The sequence below is a fragment of the Streptomyces sp. W1SF4 genome (assembly GCF_003950035.1).
GTDB lineage: Bacteria > Actinomycetota > Actinomycetes > Streptomycetales > Streptomycetaceae > Streptomyces > Streptomyces racemochromogenes.
This window is the reverse complement of sequence record NZ_CP034350.1, coordinates 1,137,279-1,156,753: the sequence shown is the minus strand read 5'-3', so window position 1 is coordinate 1,156,753 and position 19,475 is coordinate 1,137,279. Positions and strand designations below refer to the sequence as shown.

Genomic DNA, 19,475 nt, shown 5'->3' with positions numbered 1-19,475 from the left:
ATTACAGTACCCTTCCATCGCGGCACTTCTGCCCGGTGCACGACAACGCCCGCCCCGCCTCCCCGACCGGAGAACCCATGCGCCACCCCGTCCGATCCGCCCTCGCCCTGACCCTCGCGACCCTCGCCCTGGCCACCGCCGGCTGCTCCACGGCGGGCGGCGGCGGTTCCGGAGCGGCCGCAGCCCCCGGCGCCGCCGCGGCGGCCTCCGTCACCAGCTGCGGCACGCCGCTGACCGTCACCGCGCCCCCGAAACGGGCCGTCGCCCTGGACCAGGCCTCCACCGAGACCCTCCTCGAACTGGGCCTCCAGGACCGGATGGCGGGGACCGCCAACCTCAAGACGAAGGTCCCCCCGCAGTACGAGGCCGCCTACGCCGGAATCCCGGTCATCGCCCCCAAGATCGCCACCGGCGAGCAACTGCGCGCCGCCCTGCCCGACTTCGTCGTCGCCGGATCCGCCGACCTCTTCACCGCGGACCGCGCCGGAACCCGCGAGGAGCTGGCGGCCCTCAAGGTGCCCGCGTTCGTCAGCGCCGTGGACTGCCCGGACCGGAACCCGGCCGGGAAGTCCCCCTTCGAACTGCTCTTCTCCGACTACGAGAACCTCGGCCGCGTCTTCGGCGCCGAGGAGCGCGCGGGCAGGCTGGCCGCCGAGCAGCGCGCCGCCGTCGCCAAGGCCGCGGAGACCGGCGCCGAGGCCTCCCGGGGCGCGGACCGGCCGACCGTGGTCTACCTCTACTCCGTCTTCAACGGCATGCCGTACGTGGCCGGGAAGAGCGGACTGCCCAGCGAGATGAGCCGGATCGTCGGCGCGCGCAACGCCTTCGACGACGTCGACGGGGACTGGCCCGAAGTGTCCTGGGAGGAAGTGGCCGAGCGCGACCCGGACTTCATCGTGATCGGCGACCTCTCGGAGCGCGGGCGGCCCGGCGACAGCGCCGCCGAGAAGCGCGCCGTGATGGCGCGGCACCCGGTGGTGTCCCGGCTGGGCGCGGTCCGCGACGGCCGGATCATCGAGGTGCCGGGCATCGAACTGGACCCCTCCGTACGGTCGGTGCACGCCCTCGGGCTGCTGGCCGCCGGGCTGAAGGACCTCGGCCGTGCCCGCTGACCCCGCCCCGCGCGGCATCGCCCCCGCGCGCCTCCTGCCGGGTGCCCCCGGCGCGGAACCCGGCGCAGAGGCGAACCCCGGGCCCGGGACCGACCTGCTGCTCCCGTCGGCGCGCGACCGCACGATGCCGGACGCCTCCGGCGCGGGCCCCGGCGCAGAGGCGAACCCCGGGCCCGGGACCGACCTGCTGCTCCCGTCGGCGCGCGACCGCACGGCCCCGGACGCCTCCGGCGCGGGCCCCGGCTCCGGGGCCCGCACGGAGCGCGGCTCCGGCTCCTGGACCGGGTCCCGGTCCGGCGGCACCCGGTTGCGGGGCTGGGGGGCCGGGCCGCCGGGGCGCGGGGGGCGTACGGTCCGGGTGTTCCGCGTCCTCGGTGCCGCCGCCCTGTTGGCCGGCTCGCTGGCGGCGGCCGTGCGCACCGGTACCGCCGACGTCGGCTGGGACGGCCTCGGCCGGGCGTTCGGGGCCCGGACCGGGCTGGCCGTGGAGCCGCTGCCCCCGCTGCTGGACTCCCTCGTCTGGGACCTGCGGCTGCCGCGCGTGCTGATGGCGGCCCTCGTGGGCGCCTCGCTCGCCGTCTGCGGGGCGGTCCTCCAGGCCGTCACCCGCAACGCCCTGGCCGACCCCTACCTGCTGGGCGTCTCCTCGGGCGCCTCGGCGGGAGCCGTCACCGTCGTCGTGCTCGGCGTGGGCGCGGGCGCGCTCGGCGTCACCGGCGGGGCACTCGCCGGAGCGCTGCTCGCCTTCGGGGCGCTCCTGCTGCTGCTCCGGCGCACCGGGCTGGACTCGGTCCGCATCGTGCTCACCGGCGTGGTCGTCGGCCAGCTCTTCACCGCGCTGACCTCGCTCGTCCTGATGGCCTCGGCGGACGCGGACACCACACGGGCCGTCACCCACTGGCTGCTCGGCTCGATGGCGCCGGCCCGGTGGGACACCGTCGCGGTCTGCGCGCTCGTCACCCCGCTGGGCCTGGCCGCCACCTGGCTGTGCTCCCACGCCCTCGACGGGCTCGCCTTCGGCGGCGACACCGCCGCCTCCCTCGGCATCGCCGTACGGCGCACCCGCCTGCTGCTGCTCGTGGTCACCGCCGCGCTGACCGCCGTGGCCGTGGCCACCGTCGGCGCCATCGGCTTCGTCGGGCTGATCGTCCCCCACGGGGTGCGGTTCCTCGCCGGCCCGCGGCACCGGGTGCTGCTGCCGTACGCGGCCCTCGCGGGGGCGGTGTTCCTGGTGTGGACGGACGCGCTGGCCCGGATCGCCTTCGCGCCCCGCGAGGTGCCCGTCGGCGTGATCACCGCCCTGCTCGGCGTCCCGCTCTTCCTCCTCGTCCTGCGCAGGAGGGGGGAGCTGTGAGGATCACCGCCGAAGGGCTGAGCTGGTCGGTGGCGGGCACGCCCGTCGTGCGCGGCGTCAGCCTGGACGTCGCACCCGGCGAGACGGTCGGCCTGCTGGGCCCCAACGGCTCCGGAAAGTCCTCGCTGCTGCGCTGCCTCGCCGGGCTGCGCGTGCCCGACGCCGGAACCGTCCGCTACGACGGCGCGTGCGTACGGGACTGGAGTGCCCGCCGGACCGCCCGGCACGTCGCCTTCGTCTGCCAGGACGCGGCCGCCGACAGCGATCTGACGGTCGCCGACGTGGTCGGCCTCGGCCGGACCCCGTTCCGCGACCGCTGGCGCGGACCCGGCGCCCACGACCGGGCGGTGGTCGCCGCCGCGCTGGAACGCGTCGGGCTCACCGCGCTCGCCGGCCGCTCCTGGCGGGCCCTGTCGGGCGGCGAACGGCAACGCGCCCACATCGCCCGCGCGCTGGCCCAGCAGCCGTACGGGCTGCTCCTGGACGAACCCACCAACCACCTCGACGTGCGCCACCAGCTGGAACTGATGCAACTGCTCACCGGTACCGGCCGGACCGTCCTGGTCGCCCTGCACGACCTCTCGCTCGCCGCCCGCTACTGCGACCGGCTGCTGCTCCTGCACCACGGCCGCCTGACCGCCTCGGGCACCCCCGCCGCCGTACTGACCCGCGAGCGGCTCGCCGAGGTCTTCGAGGTGGACGCCGAACTCACCACCGACGCCCTCGGCCACCCCGCCGTCGGCTACCGGGGCCCGCTGCCCGCGACGCCCCGACCCGCCCCCTGAAAGGACACCCGTGCACAGCACCACCACCGGCACCCCCGGCACCCCCGGAACCTCCCGCACCGTCGACTCCCTCGCCGAGGCCGTCCTCGCCGGAGCCCACGGGCCGCTCCCCTCCGCGCTCACGGCCACCAGCGTCTTCTGGATCCACCACGGCACCCGGCTGGCCGGCGGCGACACCACCTACCTCAACCAGTACGTCCTCGTCCGCCTCGGCGCCTCCTTCGGCGGCTGTGCCTTCGAGGCCGGGCAGATCGACCCGGCGGTCTGCCGCGACCACTCCGGCGCCCCGCTCGACGTCCTGCTGCGCGAGGCCCCTCGTCCGCTGCGGATCGCCGCGCTCGACGCCTACCTCGGCGCCGTACGCCCGCACACCGCCGCCGCGGCCGCGGGCGAGGCCGAGCCCGTCGTCCTGCCCGCCGGCACCCCGGAGGTCCGGGCCCGGGCCCGGGACGCCGCCATCGCGGGGCTGCTCGGCATCGAGCGGGGCGCTTCGGTCGGCCTGATCGGCGTGGTCAACCCGCTGGTCGCGGCGATCCGCGAGCGCGGGGGCGAACCGCTGCCCTGCGACTTCAACCTGAAGACGACCCAGTGGGGCGACCCGGTCACCGACGACATGCACGAGGTGCTGGAGCGCGCCGACGCCGTCGTCGCCACCGGGATGACCCTCGGCAACGGCTCGTTCGACACCGTCCTGGAACGCTGCCGGGCCCGCGGCGTCCCGCTGGTCGTCTACGCGCAGAGCGGCAGCGCGGTGGCCCGCGCCTTCCTCGGGGCAGGGGTGACGGCCCTGTCCGCAGAACCGTTTCCCTTCTCGCAGTTCAGCGCCGGGGAGACCGTCCTGTACCGCTACCGGACGGGGGACCGCGCATGATCCCCGGCGCCCGCACCGCCCCCGCCCGCGCCGCCGCCCCCGGTGGTCCCCGCGCCGGCACCGGGCGCGCCCCCTGCCACCACGGCGAGATCCTCCAGGGCGTCTTCCTCGACGGCACCGGACGCCGCTGCGCGGGCCTGGTCACCCTCCCCCTGGCCGGCCCCGCCGGCCGCGCCCGCTTCCAGCCCCGGCCCGGCACCGGCCCCGAGGCGCTCGGCGTCGTGCCCGCGGGCCGGACCAAGGCCGCGCGGGCCGCCGCCCTCGCGGTCGCCGAGTGCGCGCGGCGCACCGGACGCCCGCCCTGCGGCGGTGAGCTGCGGCTCAGCGGGGGCGTCCCGGTGGGCCTGGGCATGGGCAGCTCCACCAGCGACGTGATCGCCGCCGTGCGCGCCGTCGCCGACGGGTACGGGCTGCGGCTGCCGCCCGACACGGTCGCCCGGCTGGCCGTCCGCGCCGAGACGGCCTGCGACCCGCTGATGCTGGACGGCCGGCCGGTGCTCTTCGCCCAGCGCGAGGGCCGCGTCCTGGAGGTCCTCGGCCCGGCCCTGCCGCCGCTGGTCGTGGTGGGCTGCCTCCTCGGCGGCGGCGCGCCCGTCGACACCCTGTCCCTGCCCGTACGCCCGCCCGCCGAGGCCGGCGCGGACGAGGTGCGGGCGTACGAGCGGCTGCGCGCCCTGCTGCGACGGGCGGTGGCCACGGGCGACGTCCGACTGCTCGGCGAGGTCGCCACCGCCAGCGCCCGGATCGGCCAGCGCGTGCTGGCCCACCCGGAGTTCGACGCCCTCACCGCCGTCGCCCGGCGGGTCGGGGCGGCGGGCGTGCAGATCGCGCACAGCGGGGCCGTGGCCGGCCTGCTGTTCGACCCGGCCGCGCCCGGCCTGCGCCGCCGCGTGCGCTCCTGCCTGCGCGCCCTGGACGCGCACGGCATCCCCGCCACCCGGACCTTCACCACCACCGAGGAGATCCCCCATGGACCAGCACATCGCGGAGGCGGTCGGCCGGCCCGACCTGGTACGGCTCGACGACCGGCTCGTCTGCCTGCGCTTTGAGACGATGAAGGCGGTCTCCGCCCTCGCGGCGGTGCGCCACCTGCTGGACACCGGCGCCGTGCGGCGCGGCGACACCCTGCTGGACAGCTCCAGCGGGATCTACGCGTACGCCCTCGCCCTGGCCTGCCACCGGTACGGCATGCGCTGCCACATCGTCGGCTCGACGACCGTGGACCGCACGCTCGGCGTCCAGCTCGCCGTGCTCGGCGCGACGCTGGAGCGGATGGAGCCGTGCGACGACCTCAAGCTCGACCAGAAGCGGCGGGTCGAGCGGATCCACGAGATCCTCGCCGAACACCCCGAGTACCACTGGATGCGCCAGTACCACGACGACGTCCACTACCTCGGCTACCGGGCCGTCGCCGACCGGATCCGCGGGGCGGTCGGCGACGGGCCCCTCACCCTCGTCGGCGGGGTCGGCTCGGGGGCCTCCACCGGCGCCCTCGCCCGCTACCTGCGCGCGGGGCCGGGCGGCAGCGCGGACGTGGAACTGGTCGGCGTACAGCCGTACGGCAGCGTCACCTTCGGCGCGGAGCACGTCGGCGACCCCGAGATCATCATCGCGGGCATCGGCAGCTCCATCCCCTTCGGCAACGTGGCCCACGAGCTGTACGACACCCTGCACTGGATCTCCTTCGACGCGGCCCTCGCCGGCGGGGTCGACCTGCTGCGTCGGCACGCCGTCTTCGCGGGGCTGTCCACCGGAGCCGGCTACCTGGCGGCCCGTCACGAACGCGGGCGCGCCCCGGAACGGACCGTCGTCTTCGTCGCGGCCGACACCGGGCACCGCTACGTGGACTCCGTCTACGCCCGCCACCGCGAGGCCGTCCCCGTCGACGGCCTCGTACCGCGCGAGGTCACCGCCACGGGCGAGCTGTGCCTGCCGTGGTCGCGCATGCGGTGGAACCGCCGGCCGGACCCGCGGGGGATCAGCGCGTGCCGGTCGCCCTCGCGGTAGGGGATCCCGCCGCGGCGCGCCGGCCCCGGGGGCGTACCGGCCGCCGTGGCGGGTAGGCGGTCTGCAGGAGCGGCTCGCACAGCGGGAGGACCCATGACCCGGAGCGTCCACGAGGTGATGACCTCGAACCCGGTGACCGTAGAGAAGCCGACCTCGCTGGCGGAAGCCGCGCGGGTGATGCGGGACGCGGACATCGGGGACGTCCTCGTCGTCGACGGGGGACGGCTCCTCGGCATCGTGACCGACCGGGACCTGGTCATCCGGGGCATGGCCGAGAACCGGGACCCGGCCGAGACGACCGTGCACGCCGTCTGCACCACCGACCCGCTCACCGTCCGGCCCGGCGACGACGTCCACCACGCCGTCGCCCTCATGCGCCGCAACGCGCTGCGCCGGCTGCCCGTGCAGACGGAGGAGGGCGAGCTGGTGGGCGTCGTCACCCTGGGCGACCTCGCCGTCGAGAGCGATCCCGGCTCCGCCCTCGCCGCCATCGCGGCCGCCGAACCCGGAAGCTGAGGCCCGCCATCCGCAGCGGAGCGAGGACGGCGCCGCCGTGAACGCGTCCATCCCCCTGGTCTCCGTACCGGACGGCGGGGTGCTGATCCCCGCCGACGAGGTCACCGGCCTGCTGCGGAACCTCGCGGGGGAGTGGCTGTACGTCGTCTACCACGGCGAGGTCCCGCTCGACCCGAAGACCACCCTCGGCCTGGCCGGCGTCCTGATGGCCTTCGCGGACCAGATCGACGTCGAGTGCATCGCCTACCTGCCGGCCCCCGAGGAGGACCCGGACCGGTGATCCCACGCCGTTCCCCGCGCCGAACCCCGTGGAACCCCTCCCGTGTTACTTCTCGGTAGGCAATGATGGCGGGCGACCACTCACAGGGCGGGGGCTGATCAGCGGTGACCACTTTCGACGACCGGACCAGGGTGCACGCGTTCCGGGACGACGCCCTGGGCGAGCACGACGCCGTCGGCCTCGCCGCGGCGATCCGCCGGGGAGAGGTCTCGGCCGCCGAGGCCGCCCGGGACGCGCGGGAACGGGTCCGCGCCGTCGAGGACCGGCTCCACGCGGTCCAGGCGTACGCGGACACCCCCGACCCCTCCCCGGCGGCGGCCGGCGCCTTCGCGGGCGTGCCCACCTTCGTCAAGGACAACACCGACTACCGGGGCCTGCCCACCGGCCACGGCAGCACCGCCTTCCGGCCCGGCCCGGCCCGCCGGCACGCGCCCTTCGCCCGGCAGCTGCTGAGCAGCGGCGTCACGGTGCTCGGCAAGACCCGGCTGCCCGAGTTCGGCTTCAGCCCGAGCACCGAGTACGAGGACGCCGAACCCGTCCGCAACCCCTGGCACACGGACCGCTCCGCCGGCGGCTCCTCGGGCGGCGCGGCGGCCCTCGTCGCCGCCGGAGCGGTGCCCCTCGCGCACGCCAACGACGGCGGCGGCTCGATCCGGATTCCCGCCGCCTGCTGTGGACTCGTCGGCCTCAAGCCGACCCGCGGCCGGGTCGTGCCGAACGACCAGAGCCGCAGGCTCCCGCTCGACCTGGTCTGCGACGGAGTCGTGAGCCGCTCCGTACGCGACGCCGCCGCCTTCCTCGCCGCCGCGGAGACGTACTGGCGCAACCCCGCGCTGCCGCCCGTCGGCCTGGCCGAGGGCCCCTCGGGGCAGAGGCTGCGCATCGGCTTCCTCGCGGACTCGCCGAACGGCGTCCGCTCCGACGACGCCACCCGGCAGGCCGTCGAACGGACGGCGGCCCTGCTCCAGGGGCTCGGGCACACCGTCGAGCCGGTGGAGATGGCCATCGACCCCGCCTTCACCGACGACTTCCTCACCTACTGGGGCATGCTGTCGTTCCTCATCGGCGTCACGGGCCGCACCCTCGGCCCGGACTTCGACCGCAACCGCATGGACGCCCTCAGCCGGGGGCTGCGCGAGACCTACCTGGAGAACTGGCGGCGCACCCCCGCGGTGCTGCGCAGGCTGCGGCGCACCAAGGAGGCGTACGCGGCCGCCTTCCGCGGGCTCGACCTCGTCCTCACCCCCGTGCTCGCCCACACCACCCCGCCGATCGGCCACCTCAGCCCGGCCGTTCCCTACCCGGCGCTGATCGAGCGGATCCTCGCCTACGTGGCCTTCACGCCGGTGGACAACGTCGTCGGCACCCCCTCGCTCTCACTCCCCGCGCCGGGCGGCACGCCGGACGGCCTGCCCGTGGGCGTCATGTTCTCCGCCCGCCCCGGCGCCGAACGCACCCTGCTGGAGATCGCCTTCCAACTGGAGGCGGAGCACCCCTTCCGGCGCATCCAGGACCGGTGACGCGAGGCCGATGTGCAGGGTCCCCGACCCGGCGGTAGCGTCGGTGGTGTGCGTTCCGTCCGCACCGCCGAGCTCGGGGCCGCCGGCCGAGGAGCGGGATCCGGTATGACGAAGCACACCCTCCACGCGGCGGCCGCCACGGCCGCCCTCGCCTGTCTGCCGGCCCTCGGCCCGGCCCAGGGCACCACCGCCGGGGCGCCCGCGCAGCCCGCCGGGGCGGGCCGCCCGGCGGCGCCGTCCGCACGGTTCGTGCCCGGCCCCTGCCCGAAGACGCCCGAGCCGGTCGAGGCGCTGAGCACGGCACGCTGCGGGTACCTGGAGGTCCCCGAGAACCGGGCCCGCCCTGACGGCCGGACCATCAGGCTCGCCGTGGCGGTGATCAGGTCCGTCAGGGCGGACCCCGCCCCGGACCCGGTGGTGTTCATGGCGGGCGGCCCCGGCGCCGACACCTTCGACGACATCCCCTTCCTGATCGGATCCGGCCTCAACAAGGACCGCGAACTGATCGTCATGGCCCAGCGCGGCAACCTCCACGACCAGCCGAACCTGGCCTGCCCGGAGGTCGACCGGGCCAACGAGAAGACCGTCGCCTTCGGCTGGGACGCCCCGGAGGCCAGGCAGCTCCTGCTGAAGGCCTTCAAGGAGTGCCGGGAGCGCCTGACCGCCGACGGGACCGACCTGAGCGCCTACAACACCACCGAGAACGCCGCCGACTTCGCCGACCTGCGCACGGCCCTCGGCATCGCGCAGTGGAACGTCTACGGGTACTCGTACGGCAGCAACCTGGGCCTCACCTACCTGCGCCTGCACCCCGAGGGGATCCGGGCGCTGGCCGTCGACTCGCTCAGCCCCCCGCAGGTCACGATCCTGCCGTGGGGCTGGCGCAGCGCCCGCGAAGGCCTCGACGCCGTCCTCGGCGCCTGCGCGGCCCAGCCCGCCTGCAAGAGCCGCTACCCCGGCCTCGACGAGACCCTGGACGCACAGGTGGCCGAGCTGGAGGCGAACCCCCTGACGCTCGACGCCCGCCCGCCGGGCGAAGGGAAGCCGGTGAAGGTCGTCCTCGACGGCGGCACCCTCCTGAACACGATGGTCGGCTCCAACGTCAAGCCGGTGGACATCCCGGCAGCGCTGGAGGAACTGGGCCGCGGCGACCCGCGGCGCTTCGCGCAGGGCCGCGCCAAGGACTCGGTCCAGCCCACCGGTCTGGTCGCCCACGGCCTGACCCAGTCGGTGGCCTGCGCCGAGTGGGTCCCGGGCACCTCGGAGCCCGACGTCCTCGCCGCCGGACGCGAGGCCTTCCCCGGCTGGCCGCGGACGGTCCTCGCACAGACCCCGCAACTGCCCTTCGAGTACGAGGTGTGCAAGGTCTGGAACGTCGCGGACAACGCGGCCCGGCACCGGGTGGCCACCGTCAGTTCCGTCCCGGCCCTCGTCATCTCCGGGACGTTCGACATGAAGACCGGCGCGAGCTACGCGAAGGACGCCTCCCGCACCCTCTCCCGCTCCACCTCCGTACTGATCCCCGGGATCGGGCACTGGGTGGTCCCGCAGTCGAAGTGCGCGCAGCAGGTGCTGGCCTCGTTCCTCGCGCGTCCGGCCGCACCCGACACCGGATGCGTCGCCGGCCTCGCGCCGGCGCCGTTCACGATCACCCCGAAGTGACCGGGAGGGCAGATGCCTCTCAACCCCACGCCCCGTCGCCGGCGCACCGTGCGACGGCTCCCCGCCCGGTCGGCCGCCGTCGCGACCGGCGTCCTCGTCACGGGCCTGCTCACGGCGCCCGCCCAGGCGCGGTACGTCCCGGGCGCCGAGGATCCGCCACCGGTCGGGACGGTCGCCCGGACCGTGGGCGACGCCCGCTTCGAACCGGGGCCCTGTCCCAGGACCGCCGACCCGGTCGCCGAACTCGACGGGGCGCGCTGCGGAACGCTCACCGTGCCCGAGAACCGCACCGAGCCGGACAGCCGCAAGATCACCCTCGGCGTCGCGGTCGTCCCGGCCAAGGCCGCCGAACCCCGCCCCGACCCGGTCGTGTGGCTCGCCGGCGGGCCCGGCGACGACGCCGTCGGAGAGGCCAGGATGGCGGTCGACGGCGGTCTCAACCGCGACCGCGACCTCATCCTCATGTCCCAGCGCGGAACGTACTCGGCCGACCCGGCACTCACCTGCCGCAACATCGACGAGTTCAACGCGCGTGCGACCGGCCTCGTCCACGACGCGCCGTCCACCGAGCGCGAGCACGTCGCGGCCACCAAGGCCTGCCGCGACCGGCTCGCCGCGACCGGGGCGGACCTGAGCGCCTACAACGACATCGAGAGCTCCGCCGACCTCGCGGACCTGCGCAAGACGCTCGGGCTCGAGGAGTGGAACGTCTTCGGCATCTCCTACGGCACGCAACTGGCGCTCGTCTACATGCGCCTGCACCCCGAGGGCATCCGGTCCGTGGGCATCGACGGGGTCCTGCCGCCCTCCACCGGCGGCTCGGCCGTGACCTGGCAGGCGGCCAAAGAGGGCTTCGGCGGGCTGTTCAAGGCCTGCGCCGAACAGCCGGCCTGCAACAGCCGCTACCCCGACCTGGCCGGGACCTTCGAACGCCTCGTCCGCGAACTGGAGGCCAAGCCGGTCACCACCACCGTCACGCTCCCCGGCAGCGACAAGCGGGTGAAGGTCGTCCTGGACGGCAGCGCCCTGGTGAACTGGATGACCGCCGCCACCCACGTGGCCCCGCAGGTGCCGCTGGCACTCGAGGAACTGGCCAACGGCAAGCCCCAGCGGATCGCCGAGCAGTGGGCGAGCGGCAAGTACAGTCCCCAGGCCATCGGCCGCCTGTCACACGGGCTCGTGTACGGCGTCTTCTGCAGCGAGTGGACTCCCTTCGAGACCGAGGCGCAGGCGCTGCGCGCCGGTCAGCGGGCCTTCCCGTCCTTCCCCCGCCCGGTCCAGGCCCAGGCCCCCGGGCTCACCTTCCTGCGCCCCGACTGCGACGTCTGGAAGGTCCCCGCGGCACCCGCCTCCATCCGCGACGTCACGACGAGCGACATCCCCACCCTCGTCCTGTCGGGCGCCTTCGACGCCCAGACCGCGGCGAGCAACGGGGCGTACGTGGCCCGGAACCTGAGCAACGCCCACGTCTTCACGATCCCCTACGAACCCCACGTGGTCTTCGCGACGTCGAAGTGCGCCCAGGAGATCACCGTCTCCTTCTTCGACGACCCGGCCGCACCGCGGACGAAGTGCCTGGACGGGCTGAAGCCGCCCGCGTTCGAGACCGGCCCCTGACCGGCGCTCAGGCGGTGGGGTGCCATTCGGACAGGACGATGGTGGCGTCGTCGTACAGCCGCTGGTCCTGGTAGGTGAGGACGTCCAGGACCAGGCGGCGCAGGGCCTCGGGGGCGGTGGCGCCCGAGGCCATGGAGCGGATCACGGTGTCGGCCAGCCGCTCCTCGCCGAACAGCTCGCCCTCGGCCGACCGCGCCTCGATGACACCGTCGCTATAGCACAGGACCCGGTCGCCGGGCTGGAGGCGCACCCGGTCCTGCCGGGGCGGCTCCTGGCCGTGGAACCCCAGGCCCCACGGCAGTTGGGCCGGGCGCTCCAGGAACTCGGGCAGGACGTGGCCGCCCCGGATCAGCAGGGGCGGCGGATGCCCGCAGTTGACCCAGGTGAACTCCCCGTGCTCGGTGTCCAGGTTGGCGAGGATCCCCGTCATCAGCCGGTCCGGGATCCACTGCTGGAGGGTGCGCTCGATGGTGACGGCGATGTCGGACAGCGTGCCGCCGGAGCGGCGGGTCGACCGGCACGCGGCCAGGCCGGCCGCGCTGGCGCCCCCGGAGGCCAGGTCGTGGCCCATGGCGTCCAGCAGGGTGACGTGCAGCAGGCCGTCGCCGAAGTTGTGGTCGAAGGCGTCCCCGCCGATGTCGTACGCCGGCTCCAGCACGGCCGTCGAGGTCGCCTGGCTGGTGCCGATCGTGCGCGGCGGCAGGAACCCCCACAGCAGCTCCGCCTGCAGGGTCACGGGCCGGCTGCGGACCCGTTCGACCAGGAGGTCGTTGTGGGTGGACTTGGAGACGACGATCAGCGCCGCCAGCCCGGCCAGGGCCCGGCAGGCCTCCCGCACGGACTCGTCCGTCACCGGCCCGGTGGCCCGCAGGACGCCGAGGCGCTCGACCCCGTCGATCACCGGCACCCAGGCGGTGGTGCCGTCCCGGGACACCTGGATGCGCTGGCTGCGGTAGGCCAGACCGGCCAGGGAACCGTCGACGTCGAGCCCCTCCGCCCGCCGGTCCGCCTCGGTCGCCTCGTCCGCGTCCGGCCGGGGGGCGGCGAGCTGGGGCAGTGCCAGCAGGCGGACCTGTTGCAGGTCGGCCAGGTACAGGCGGGTCCCGGCCAGGCCCAGCCGTCGGGCGGCCTGGTCGATCAGGGCCGGTATCTGGCGCGCCGACGCGTCGTGCGAGCGCTCCAGCACCCAGCCGAGGACGGGGCCCGTCAGGTCTTCTCGCCGATGCCTGTCCACGGAGCCGCGCCTACCCGCAGGGCCGTCGTCCATGTCGGTCGGTCCGGAGCGGGTGCCCGGGCCGGACCGGGTGCCCGCTCCGGCCCGGGCGCCCCGTCCGGACCGACAAAATGGTTTGAGCTCCGGCCGGCGTGCCGAGAGGATCGGGTGACACCGATGAGTTCTTCCCGCCGCCGCGGTCTGTCCTCGTGACCGGCCCCGTGCACAGGAAGCTCACCCGACGGAAGGCACCATGTCCGTACCCCCCGCACCGCCCGCCCACCCGCCCGCCCGCGTCACCGCCGTGCTGCGGGTCCTCGTGCTGTCCACGTTCGTCGTGTTCCTCAACGAGACGATCATGGTCAACGCCATCCCGAGGCTCATGCGCGAGTTCGAGGTCACCGCGGCGGCCGCCGGGTGGCTCTCCACGGCCTTCATGCTCACCATGGCCGTCGTCATCCCCGTGACGGGGTGGTTCCTCCAGCGCGTGACGACCCGGACCGCCTTCGGCCTCGCCATGACGCTGTTCCTCGTCGGCACGGCCCTGGCAGCGGCCGCGCCCGCCTTCCCCGTGCTGCTGGCCGCCCGCGTCATCCAGGCGAGCGGCACCGCCGTGATGATGCCGCTGCTCATGACGACCCTGATGACCCTCGTGCCGCCGCAGGACCGCGGCCGCGTCATGGGCAACATCACCCTCGTCATCTCCGTCGCGCCCGCCCTCGGCCCCGCCGTCTCCGGCGTGCTGCTCCAGCTGGGCAGCTGGCGCCTGCTGTTCCTGGCCGTGCTGCCCATCGCGGCGGCCATGGCCCTCTTCGGCCGGCGCACCCTGGTCAACATCGGCGAGCCGCAGGCCGGCCCGATCGACTGGCTGTCCGTCCCGCTGGCGGCGGCCGGTTTCGGCGCCCTGGTCTACGGGCTGAGCGAGCTCGGCGCCGGCGACGCCTCCCGGGCCCCCGTGTCCCCGGCGGTCACGACCGCGGTGGGCGCCGTGCTGGTGGCCCTGTTCGCCTGGCGGCAGCTGGCACTGCAGCGCTCCTCCACCCCGCTGCTGGACCTGCGCACCTTCACCTTCCGGCACTTCTCGGTGGCGCTCGCCCTGATGTGCCTGTCCTTCATGGGCCTCATGGGCGCGTTCATCCTCCTGCCGATCTACCTCCAGGAGGTGTGCGGCCTCACCTCGCTGCAGACCGGACTGCTCCTGATCCCCGGCGGTCTCACCATGGGCCTGCTCGGCCCGCAGGTCGGCAAGCTCTACGACCGGCTCGGCGCCCCGCGCCTGGTCGTACCCGGGGCCGTGCTCACGGCGGTCTGCCTCGCCCTGTTCGCCCTCACGGGCGAGGGAACCTCGCCGTGGCTGGTGCTCGCCCTGCACGTGGCCCTGAGCGCCGGCATGGCCTTCGTCTTCACCCCCGTCTTCACCTCGGGCCTGTCCGTCCTGCCACCGCACCTCTACCCCCACGGCTCCGCCATCCTGGGCTCGCTCCAGCAGGTCTCCGCCGCCGCCGGCACCGCCCTGGTCATCAGCGTGATGACGGGACACGCCGCCTCGGCGGCAGCCGACGGCGCCGACGCCACCGGCGCGCTGGCGGCCGGTGTCCGGTGGGGCTTCGGCGTCGGTGCCGTGCTCGGCGCGCTGACCGTGCTGGTCGCGCTCCTGGTCCGCACCCCTCCCGTCCCGGAGCCGCCCGCCGTCCCGCAGCCCCAGGACGAGGGCGGCACCCCGACGGACAAGACCGCCGGGGCGCTCTAGGGCCTGTCCCCAGGACGCCCGCCGGGCACCTCGCGCGGGCCTGCCGTCGGCAGGTAGCGGGGGGCGCGGCGGGCGTCCAGGTGCCGCTCCACCGCCGCGCCCAGCGACAGCAGCCCGGCGTCCTGCCGGTCCCCGGCCATCAGGGCAGGCCGACCGGCAGCTCGCCGACGAAACCGGCGGGCACGGACAACGAGGGGTAGCCGGCGACGGCGGCCGGGGTGGACGACGGGATCACGTCGTTGTCGCCCCGCGCGCAGTCCGTCGTCCAGGCGGGCGGGTTCGCCGGGGCGGCGATGGCGTCCAGGGCGTGGGCCGCCATGGTCTCGTCGACGGACCGCCGCGACAGGTCCTTCAGCTCCGCCCGCATCGCCCGGTAGCCGGGGTCCGTCGTCGGCGGGGCGGCCAGGGCCTGCTCGAACAGCTCCTGGCCGGCGAAGCAGGTCCGTTCGGCCGGGTGCGCCCGGTTGAACGCGATCAGCCCCGCGAGGTCGCGCGGCCCGCCGCGGGAGGCGAGGTAGGCGTCGAGGTCCCGGTGGAACTCGCTCAGCAGGGCCGGGAACTCCAGCTCCGCGAGCCGCTCCTGGTACGGCGGGGTCACCTCGACGACCTCCGCGCCGGCGGTACGCAGCCGCTCCGCGGTCCGGGTCATCAGGGCGTCCACCTCCGCTCCGAGCGAGGGGAGCCGCCACAGACCGATCCGCTTGCCGCGCAGACCGCCGGTGCGCGGGTCCTGCGCCCCCGTGAGGCCGAAGGCGCCGTCGGCGCCCGCCGCGCCGTGGCCGCTGAGCACCGAGAACGCGATGGCGGTGTCGACGACGCTGCGCGCCATCGGACCGGCCGTGTCCTGCTCGGCGGAGATCGGCACGACGCCGGCCCCGCTGACCAGCCCGAGGCTGGGCTTGTGGCCGACGACCCCGTTCATCCCGGCCGGGCACACGATGGAGCCGTCCGTCTCGGTGCCGACCGCCACCTGGGCCAGCGACGCGGCGACCGCGGCGGCCGAGCCCGCCGAGGACCCGCACGGGTTGCGGTCCAGGACGTACGGGTTGTGCGTCTGGCCGCCCACCGCCGACCAGCCGGACGTGGGCTTCGCCGCACGGAAGTTGGCCCACTCCGACATGTTGGCCTTGCCGAGGACCACCGCGCCCGCCGCGCGCAGCCTCCCGACCAGCTCCGCGTCCCTGGCCGGCGGGCTTCCGGCGAGCGCCAGCGAGCCGGCCGTGGTCGGCATGTCGCGCGTGTCCACGTTGTCCTTCAGCAGCACGGGGATGCCGTCGAGCGGTCCCCGCGCCCTTCCCAGGCGGCGGCGGGCATCACTGGCTGCCGCCTCCCGCAGGGCCGACGGGCTGGTGCGCAGCACCGCGTTGATCTTCGGGTCGACGTCCCTGATCCGCCGGAGGTACGCCCGGGTCAGCTCCGTGGAGGTCAGGGACCCGCGCTCCATGCGCGCCCGCAACTCGGGGATCGTCGCCGAGTCCAGGTCGAGGCCGTGCAGGAGCACCGACTCGGCGCCGGCCGCGGCCCCGGACTCGGCGGCCACCGCGCGCTGCCCCCCACCACCCGCGGCCAGGAGCGGCGCCAAGGCCAGGGCCGCGGTCAGTGCCGCGACGCTTCTCGTCTTCATGGGGGACAGCCCACTGCACGGCGAACACCCGGCACAAGGGACTTATGCGCCTCTTCGGCTTCTGGAGCGGTCCCGCGCACGCGCCGGGCCGGGGCCGGTGGCGGGGCCACCGGCCCCGGCCCTCCGGGGGTGCGGGCCCGCTACATCGGCTCGGGGAAGATGTCGCTGATGCTCCAGGCGACGCTGAAGCAGGGCGGGAGGGACTGGGCCTCCGGCTCGGTGTCCAGGGACTGCAGCGCGAGGATCTGGCTCATGGTGTTCTCCTCTTGTCGTCGGGGTCGGTCCGGTCGGTGACCGCGTACCCGGGCGCGGAGCGGCTCGCCGCCGTGCCCGGGAGTTCAGGGGGGCGCCCCGCCGGATCCCGCCCGGCGGGCGCCAGGAGCGGGCCGGCCAGCAGGCGCCGCAAGGCCACGAGGACACCGGCCCCGCCGCTGGACAGGTCGGCGGTGAAGCGCTGGGAGCCCGCGCCGAGGAAGCGGACGCCGCGCCGGTACGGGACGGCGTACTTCAGCAGGCCGGTCGCGGCGCGCACGGCGTCCCCGCGCGCGGTGTCCGTGCCGGTGAGCTCGGCGTGCCCGGCCAGGAACCAGGCCAGTCCGGCCAGCCCCCGGTACAGGCCCGCCTCCTTCGTGGCGCAGGAGACCCGGATGCCGGCGACCAGCCCCGGCAGCGCCGCCGCGCAGCGCTCGTCCGGCGCGGTGGCCACGTAGCGGGTGAGCACCGCCGCGATCCCGGCCGCGCCCGTGGCCAGGTACGGCATGGCGCGGGTGTGCCGCGCGTCGTCGGAGACGGACAGGGCGCCGTCGTCCAGCGGGAAGGTCCGCTCCAGCTCCTGGTGGAGCAGCAGGCGGCCCGCCTCCAGGAAGCGGGCCTCGCCGGTCTCACGGGCCAGGCGGTGGAGGAAGAGGGCGAGGCCCGAGCGGCCGTGCAGCAGGCCCCGGGCATCGTGCTCGCCGAGGACGGCCGGCAGGTCGGGGGTGCGCAACAGGGCCGTCCCCGCGGCGGCGGCCCGCTCCAGGTGGCCGCCGTCGCCGGTCAGCCGGTGCAGGGCCAGCCAGCCCAGGCCGACCCCGGCCCGCCCGCCGGCCAGGGTGCCGCAGGCGGCGGTCAGCGGATGGCGGTCGGCGTCCCGGAGCAGGTCGACGGCCTCGTCCGCCCAGCCCAGGCCCGCCAGCACCGGGGCGATGCCGGCCGAGCCGACGAGGAGGCCGGGGGGCAGCGCGTCGCGCAGCGCCAGCGCGTCGCGGCGCAGCCGTTCGCCGATCTCCCGCGGCACCTCGGCCCCGGCGTACCGCAGGGCGTGCACCACCCCGGCCGTGCCGTAGGCCAGGCACACGTTGTTGGTGCGGAACGCCTCGGGCGAGGGCGGGAAGGCCCAGTCCGGCCGGCCGGCGTCGGCCGTCTCCAGCAGCCCCGCCGCGACCTGCTCGGCCAGCCGGGTGAGGCAGCCCCGCGGATCGGCGTCCACCTCGGCCGGGGAGGGCGGCCGGCCGGGACCGTCCTGGGCCCGGTCGCGCGCCGGCTCCTGCGGCGGGTGGAAGGCGGTCGCCCGCCGCCACAGGTCCCGCGGCGGAGCCGCGTCCGCCAGGTCGCGGCGCAGCAGCTCCAGGTTGGCGGGCGCGTGTCCGGCGGTCTCGTTGAACGGCGCCAGGAGCGCCAGCGCGACCGCCGCCGTGCCGTACCGGTCCCCCAGCAGCGGATCGGACTCGCCGCGGACCAGGCCGGGTGGCGGAGTGAACCCCGGGGTGCCCATCGGCGAGGGCGGCTCGGACAGCGCCGAGGCCGCCTCGAAGTCCACCAGCCGGACCCCGCCCGACGCGGTGACCAGGACGTTGCCCAGGCTGAGGTCGCCGAAGCGGTAGCCGGCGCGGTGCAGCCGCTCCAGCGCGCCCTCCAGCCCGTCCAGCAGGCGCCGGCACTCCTCGTAGTAGGCGGCGACGGACCCGGCCGTGCGGTCGGCGCGGGCCAGCGGGGAGGACCGGCTCAGCCAGGCCACCAGCGGCTGCCCCGCCACGTACTCGGTGACGAGGAAGTCGTGCTCCCACTCCGTGAAGTGCTCCAGCGGCTCCGGGCCCACCCCGGGGGCGGCCGCGTGCAGGGCGCTCAGCACGCGGTACTCGTGCCGCAGCCGGGCCTGCGCGTCGGTCCCGTCGAAGACCAGGCCGTTGTGGGCGCGGGCCTCTTTCACGAAGACGGTACGGCCGGTGCGCCGGTCCCGGGCCGTGTAGGCGCCGCCGGCGTTGCCCAGGCGCACCGCGCCGGTCACCTCGTAGTCGCGGATCAGGATCGGGCCCGCGTGCGGCCGCTCCTCCTCCTCGACGAAGGGGTCCGTGATCCCCGCGGGCAGGTGGAAGGCGGGCAGCCGCAGGTCCGCCACCTCGCGGCCGGAGCCGTCACGGACCAGCCCCTCCCGGGTGCCGTCGGCCCGCAGCCGGCTGCGGGCGCCGAAGGAGCCGTAGCGGTAGTGGACCGTCCGCGAGTCGCGAAAGCGCCGGTCGGTGAGGACGTACGGCCCCTCCTCCCCGTCGAGCGCGTCGCGCAGCCGCTCCAGCAGCCGGCGGGCGGTCGGCGTGTCCGGCGGGTAGACGGCGCAGAACTTGCCCGACTGGGCCCGCCCGGCGTGCTTGTGATGGAGGAACAGGAAGAAGAGCCGGGCGCTGAGGTGCTTGAACGGCACGCCTTCGCGGAAGCAGACACCGGCGACCGTGTCGAGCACGTGCTGCGCGCGGTCCAGCCGCGCCGACACGTGGATCTTCCAGCCCTGTCCGGCGAGCCCGGTCCCGGGGACGCCCCAGACGGTCCAGATGCCCTGGTCGGATCCGTGCAGGCCCGGCGGCACCTCCGCGGGGGCGTAACGCGGCCCGGGGTCGGCCACGCGGGTCAGCGGCAGGTAGTACTCCCGGTCCGCGAGCGCTTCGCCGAAGCCTTCGAGCACGGGGTCTCCTCGCGGGGGTGGTCGGGGGCGGCCGGGGCGGCCGTACCGGACGCTAGGAGCGGCGGGTATGGAAACGGTTCGGCGGCGGCATGCGACCGGTATCGGACGGGGAAGCCCCGGCGCGGCACGGGGCGCTCGCGTCCCGCCGGAGCCCTGCTCGAGGCGGGGTGGAAAACATGGGGGACCCGCCCCCATGTGGCGGGGGCACCCCGCGTACCAGGATCGTGCG

14 protein-coding genes and 1 pseudogene are annotated in these 19,475 nt (G+C 75.6%); 12 read left to right on the top strand and 3 right to left on the bottom strand.

The window, feature by feature from the left end; translation table 11 throughout:
* Window positions 1–77 precede the first annotated feature (77 nt).
* The 11 genes from D1J60_RS05495 (at window position 78) to D1J60_RS05445 (ending at window position 11,724) form a co-directional block, all read left to right on the top strand.
* Window positions 78–1,112 (top strand): ABC transporter substrate-binding protein, encoded by a 1,035-nt coding sequence (locus D1J60_RS05495; protein ID WP_125820353.1) that lies wholly within the window; start codon window positions 78–80, stop codon window positions 1,110–1,112.
* The gene (locus D1J60_RS05490) at window positions 1,102–2,466 is read left to right on the top strand and encodes an iron ABC transporter permease (RefSeq protein WP_347147183.1); all 1,365 of its coding nucleotides are present in this window, start codon (window positions 1,102–1,104) and stop codon (window positions 2,464–2,466) included. Before D1J60_RS05495 ends, D1J60_RS05490 begins: the two co-directional genes overlap by 11 nt.
* Window positions 2,463–3,251: an ABC transporter ATP-binding protein gene (locus D1J60_RS05485; protein ID WP_125820352.1), complete on the top strand. Its 789-nt coding sequence runs from the start codon at window positions 2,463–2,465 to the stop codon at window positions 3,249–3,251. The genes D1J60_RS05490 and D1J60_RS05485 overlap by 4 nt, the downstream gene beginning before the upstream one ends.
* A gap of 10 nt (window positions 3,252–3,261) precedes the next feature.
* Entirely contained in the window at window positions 3,262–4,122 is an 861-nt protein-coding gene (locus D1J60_RS05480) for a DUF364 domain-containing protein (RefSeq protein WP_125820351.1), read from the top strand.
* The gene (locus D1J60_RS05475) at window positions 4,119–5,171 is read left to right on the top strand and encodes a GHMP kinase (RefSeq protein ID WP_125820350.1); all 1,053 of its coding nucleotides are present in this window, start codon (window positions 4,119–4,121) and stop codon (window positions 5,169–5,171) included. Before D1J60_RS05480 ends, D1J60_RS05475 begins: the two co-directional genes overlap by 4 nt.
* Window positions 5,092–6,129, top strand: coding sequence for a pyridoxal-phosphate dependent enzyme (locus tag D1J60_RS05470; RefSeq protein WP_125820349.1), 1,038 nt, complete (start codon window positions 5,092–5,094; stop codon window positions 6,127–6,129). Before D1J60_RS05475 ends, D1J60_RS05470 begins: the two co-directional genes overlap by 80 nt.
* Before the next feature lie 93 nt (window positions 6,130–6,222).
* Complete coding sequence (locus tag D1J60_RS05465; RefSeq protein WP_125820348.1) at window positions 6,223–6,645, top strand: CBS domain-containing protein; 423 nt, start codon at window positions 6,223–6,225, stop codon at window positions 6,643–6,645.
* A 37-nt stretch (window positions 6,646–6,682) separates the two neighbouring features.
* Window positions 6,683–6,925 (top strand): DUF6213 family protein, encoded by a 243-nt coding sequence (locus D1J60_RS05460; protein ID WP_125601454.1) that lies wholly within the window; start codon window positions 6,683–6,685, stop codon window positions 6,923–6,925.
* A 104-nt stretch (window positions 6,926–7,029) separates the two neighbouring features.
* Window positions 7,030–8,445: an amidase gene (locus D1J60_RS05455; protein ID WP_125820347.1), complete on the top strand. Its 1,416-nt coding sequence runs from the start codon at window positions 7,030–7,032 to the stop codon at window positions 8,443–8,445.
* A gap of 105 nt (window positions 8,446–8,550) precedes the next feature.
* On the top strand, window positions 8,551–10,107 hold the full coding sequence (locus D1J60_RS05450) for an alpha/beta fold hydrolase (RefSeq protein WP_125820346.1): 1,557 nt from the start codon (window positions 8,551–8,553) through the stop codon (window positions 10,105–10,107).
* 12 nt (window positions 10,108–10,119) lie between these two features.
* Window positions 10,120–11,724 carry an alpha/beta fold hydrolase gene (locus D1J60_RS05445; RefSeq protein WP_125820345.1) on the top strand — a complete coding sequence of 535 codons (1,605 nt, stop codon included), beginning with the start codon at window positions 10,120–10,122 and terminating at the stop codon, window positions 11,722–11,724.
* Between the two features lie 7 nt (window positions 11,725–11,731).
* On the opposite strand, the gene D1J60_RS05440 is transcribed toward D1J60_RS05445, so the two are convergent.
* On the bottom strand, window positions 11,732–12,958 hold the full coding sequence (locus tag D1J60_RS05440; protein ID WP_241253161.1) for a PP2C family protein-serine/threonine phosphatase: 1,227 nt from the start codon (window positions 12,956–12,958) through the stop codon (window positions 11,732–11,734).
* Window positions 12,959–13,190: 232 nt separating this feature from the next.
* Between D1J60_RS05440 and D1J60_RS05435 the strand changes: the two genes are divergently transcribed.
* A complete protein-coding gene (locus tag D1J60_RS05435) occupies window positions 13,191–14,687 on the top strand; it encodes a DHA2 family efflux MFS transporter permease subunit (RefSeq protein WP_125820343.1) in 1,497 nt (498 codons plus the stop codon).
* Here the strand turns inward: D1J60_RS05435 and D1J60_RS05430 are convergent.
* Together D1J60_RS05430 and lanKC are read right to left on the bottom strand one after the other, a co-directional pair.
* Window positions 14,684–16,311 (bottom strand): annotated as a pseudogene (locus tag D1J60_RS05430) (amidase family protein). The gene D1J60_RS05435 and the pseudogene D1J60_RS05430 overlap by 4 nt on opposite strands.
* A gap of 250 nt (window positions 16,312–16,561) precedes the next feature.
* Window positions 16,562–19,246: a class III lanthionine synthetase LanKC gene (lanKC, locus tag D1J60_RS05425; RefSeq protein ID WP_164720844.1), complete on the bottom strand. Its 2,685-nt coding sequence runs from the start codon at window positions 19,244–19,246 to the stop codon at window positions 16,562–16,564.
* Window positions 19,247–19,475: the final 229 nt, after the last annotated feature.

Excerpts from the sequence above, each read along its gene's own strand:
- D1J60_RS05495 (WP_125820353.1), top strand. The coding sequence starts at position 78 with ATGCGCCACCCCGTCCGATCCGCCCTCGCCCTGACCCTCGCGACCCTC.
- D1J60_RS05475 (WP_125820350.1), top strand. The coding sequence starts at position 4,119 with ATGATCCCCGGCGCCCGCACCGCCCCCGCCCGCGCCGCCGCCCCCGGT.
- D1J60_RS05470 (WP_125820349.1), top strand. The coding sequence starts at position 5,092 with ATGGACCAGCACATCGCGGAGGCGGTCGGCCGGCCCGACCTGGTACGG.
- D1J60_RS05465 (WP_125820348.1), top strand. The coding sequence starts at position 6,223 with ATGACCCGGAGCGTCCACGAGGTGATGACCTCGAACCCGGTGACCGTA.
- D1J60_RS05450 (WP_125820346.1), top strand. The coding sequence starts at position 8,551 with ATGACGAAGCACACCCTCCACGCGGCGGCCGCCACGGCCGCCCTCGCC.
- D1J60_RS05445 (WP_125820345.1), top strand. The coding sequence starts at position 10,120 with ATGCCTCTCAACCCCACGCCCCGTCGCCGGCGCACCGTGCGACGGCTC.
- D1J60_RS05435 (WP_125820343.1), top strand. The coding sequence starts at position 13,191 with ATGTCCGTACCCCCCGCACCGCCCGCCCACCCGCCCGCCCGCGTCACC.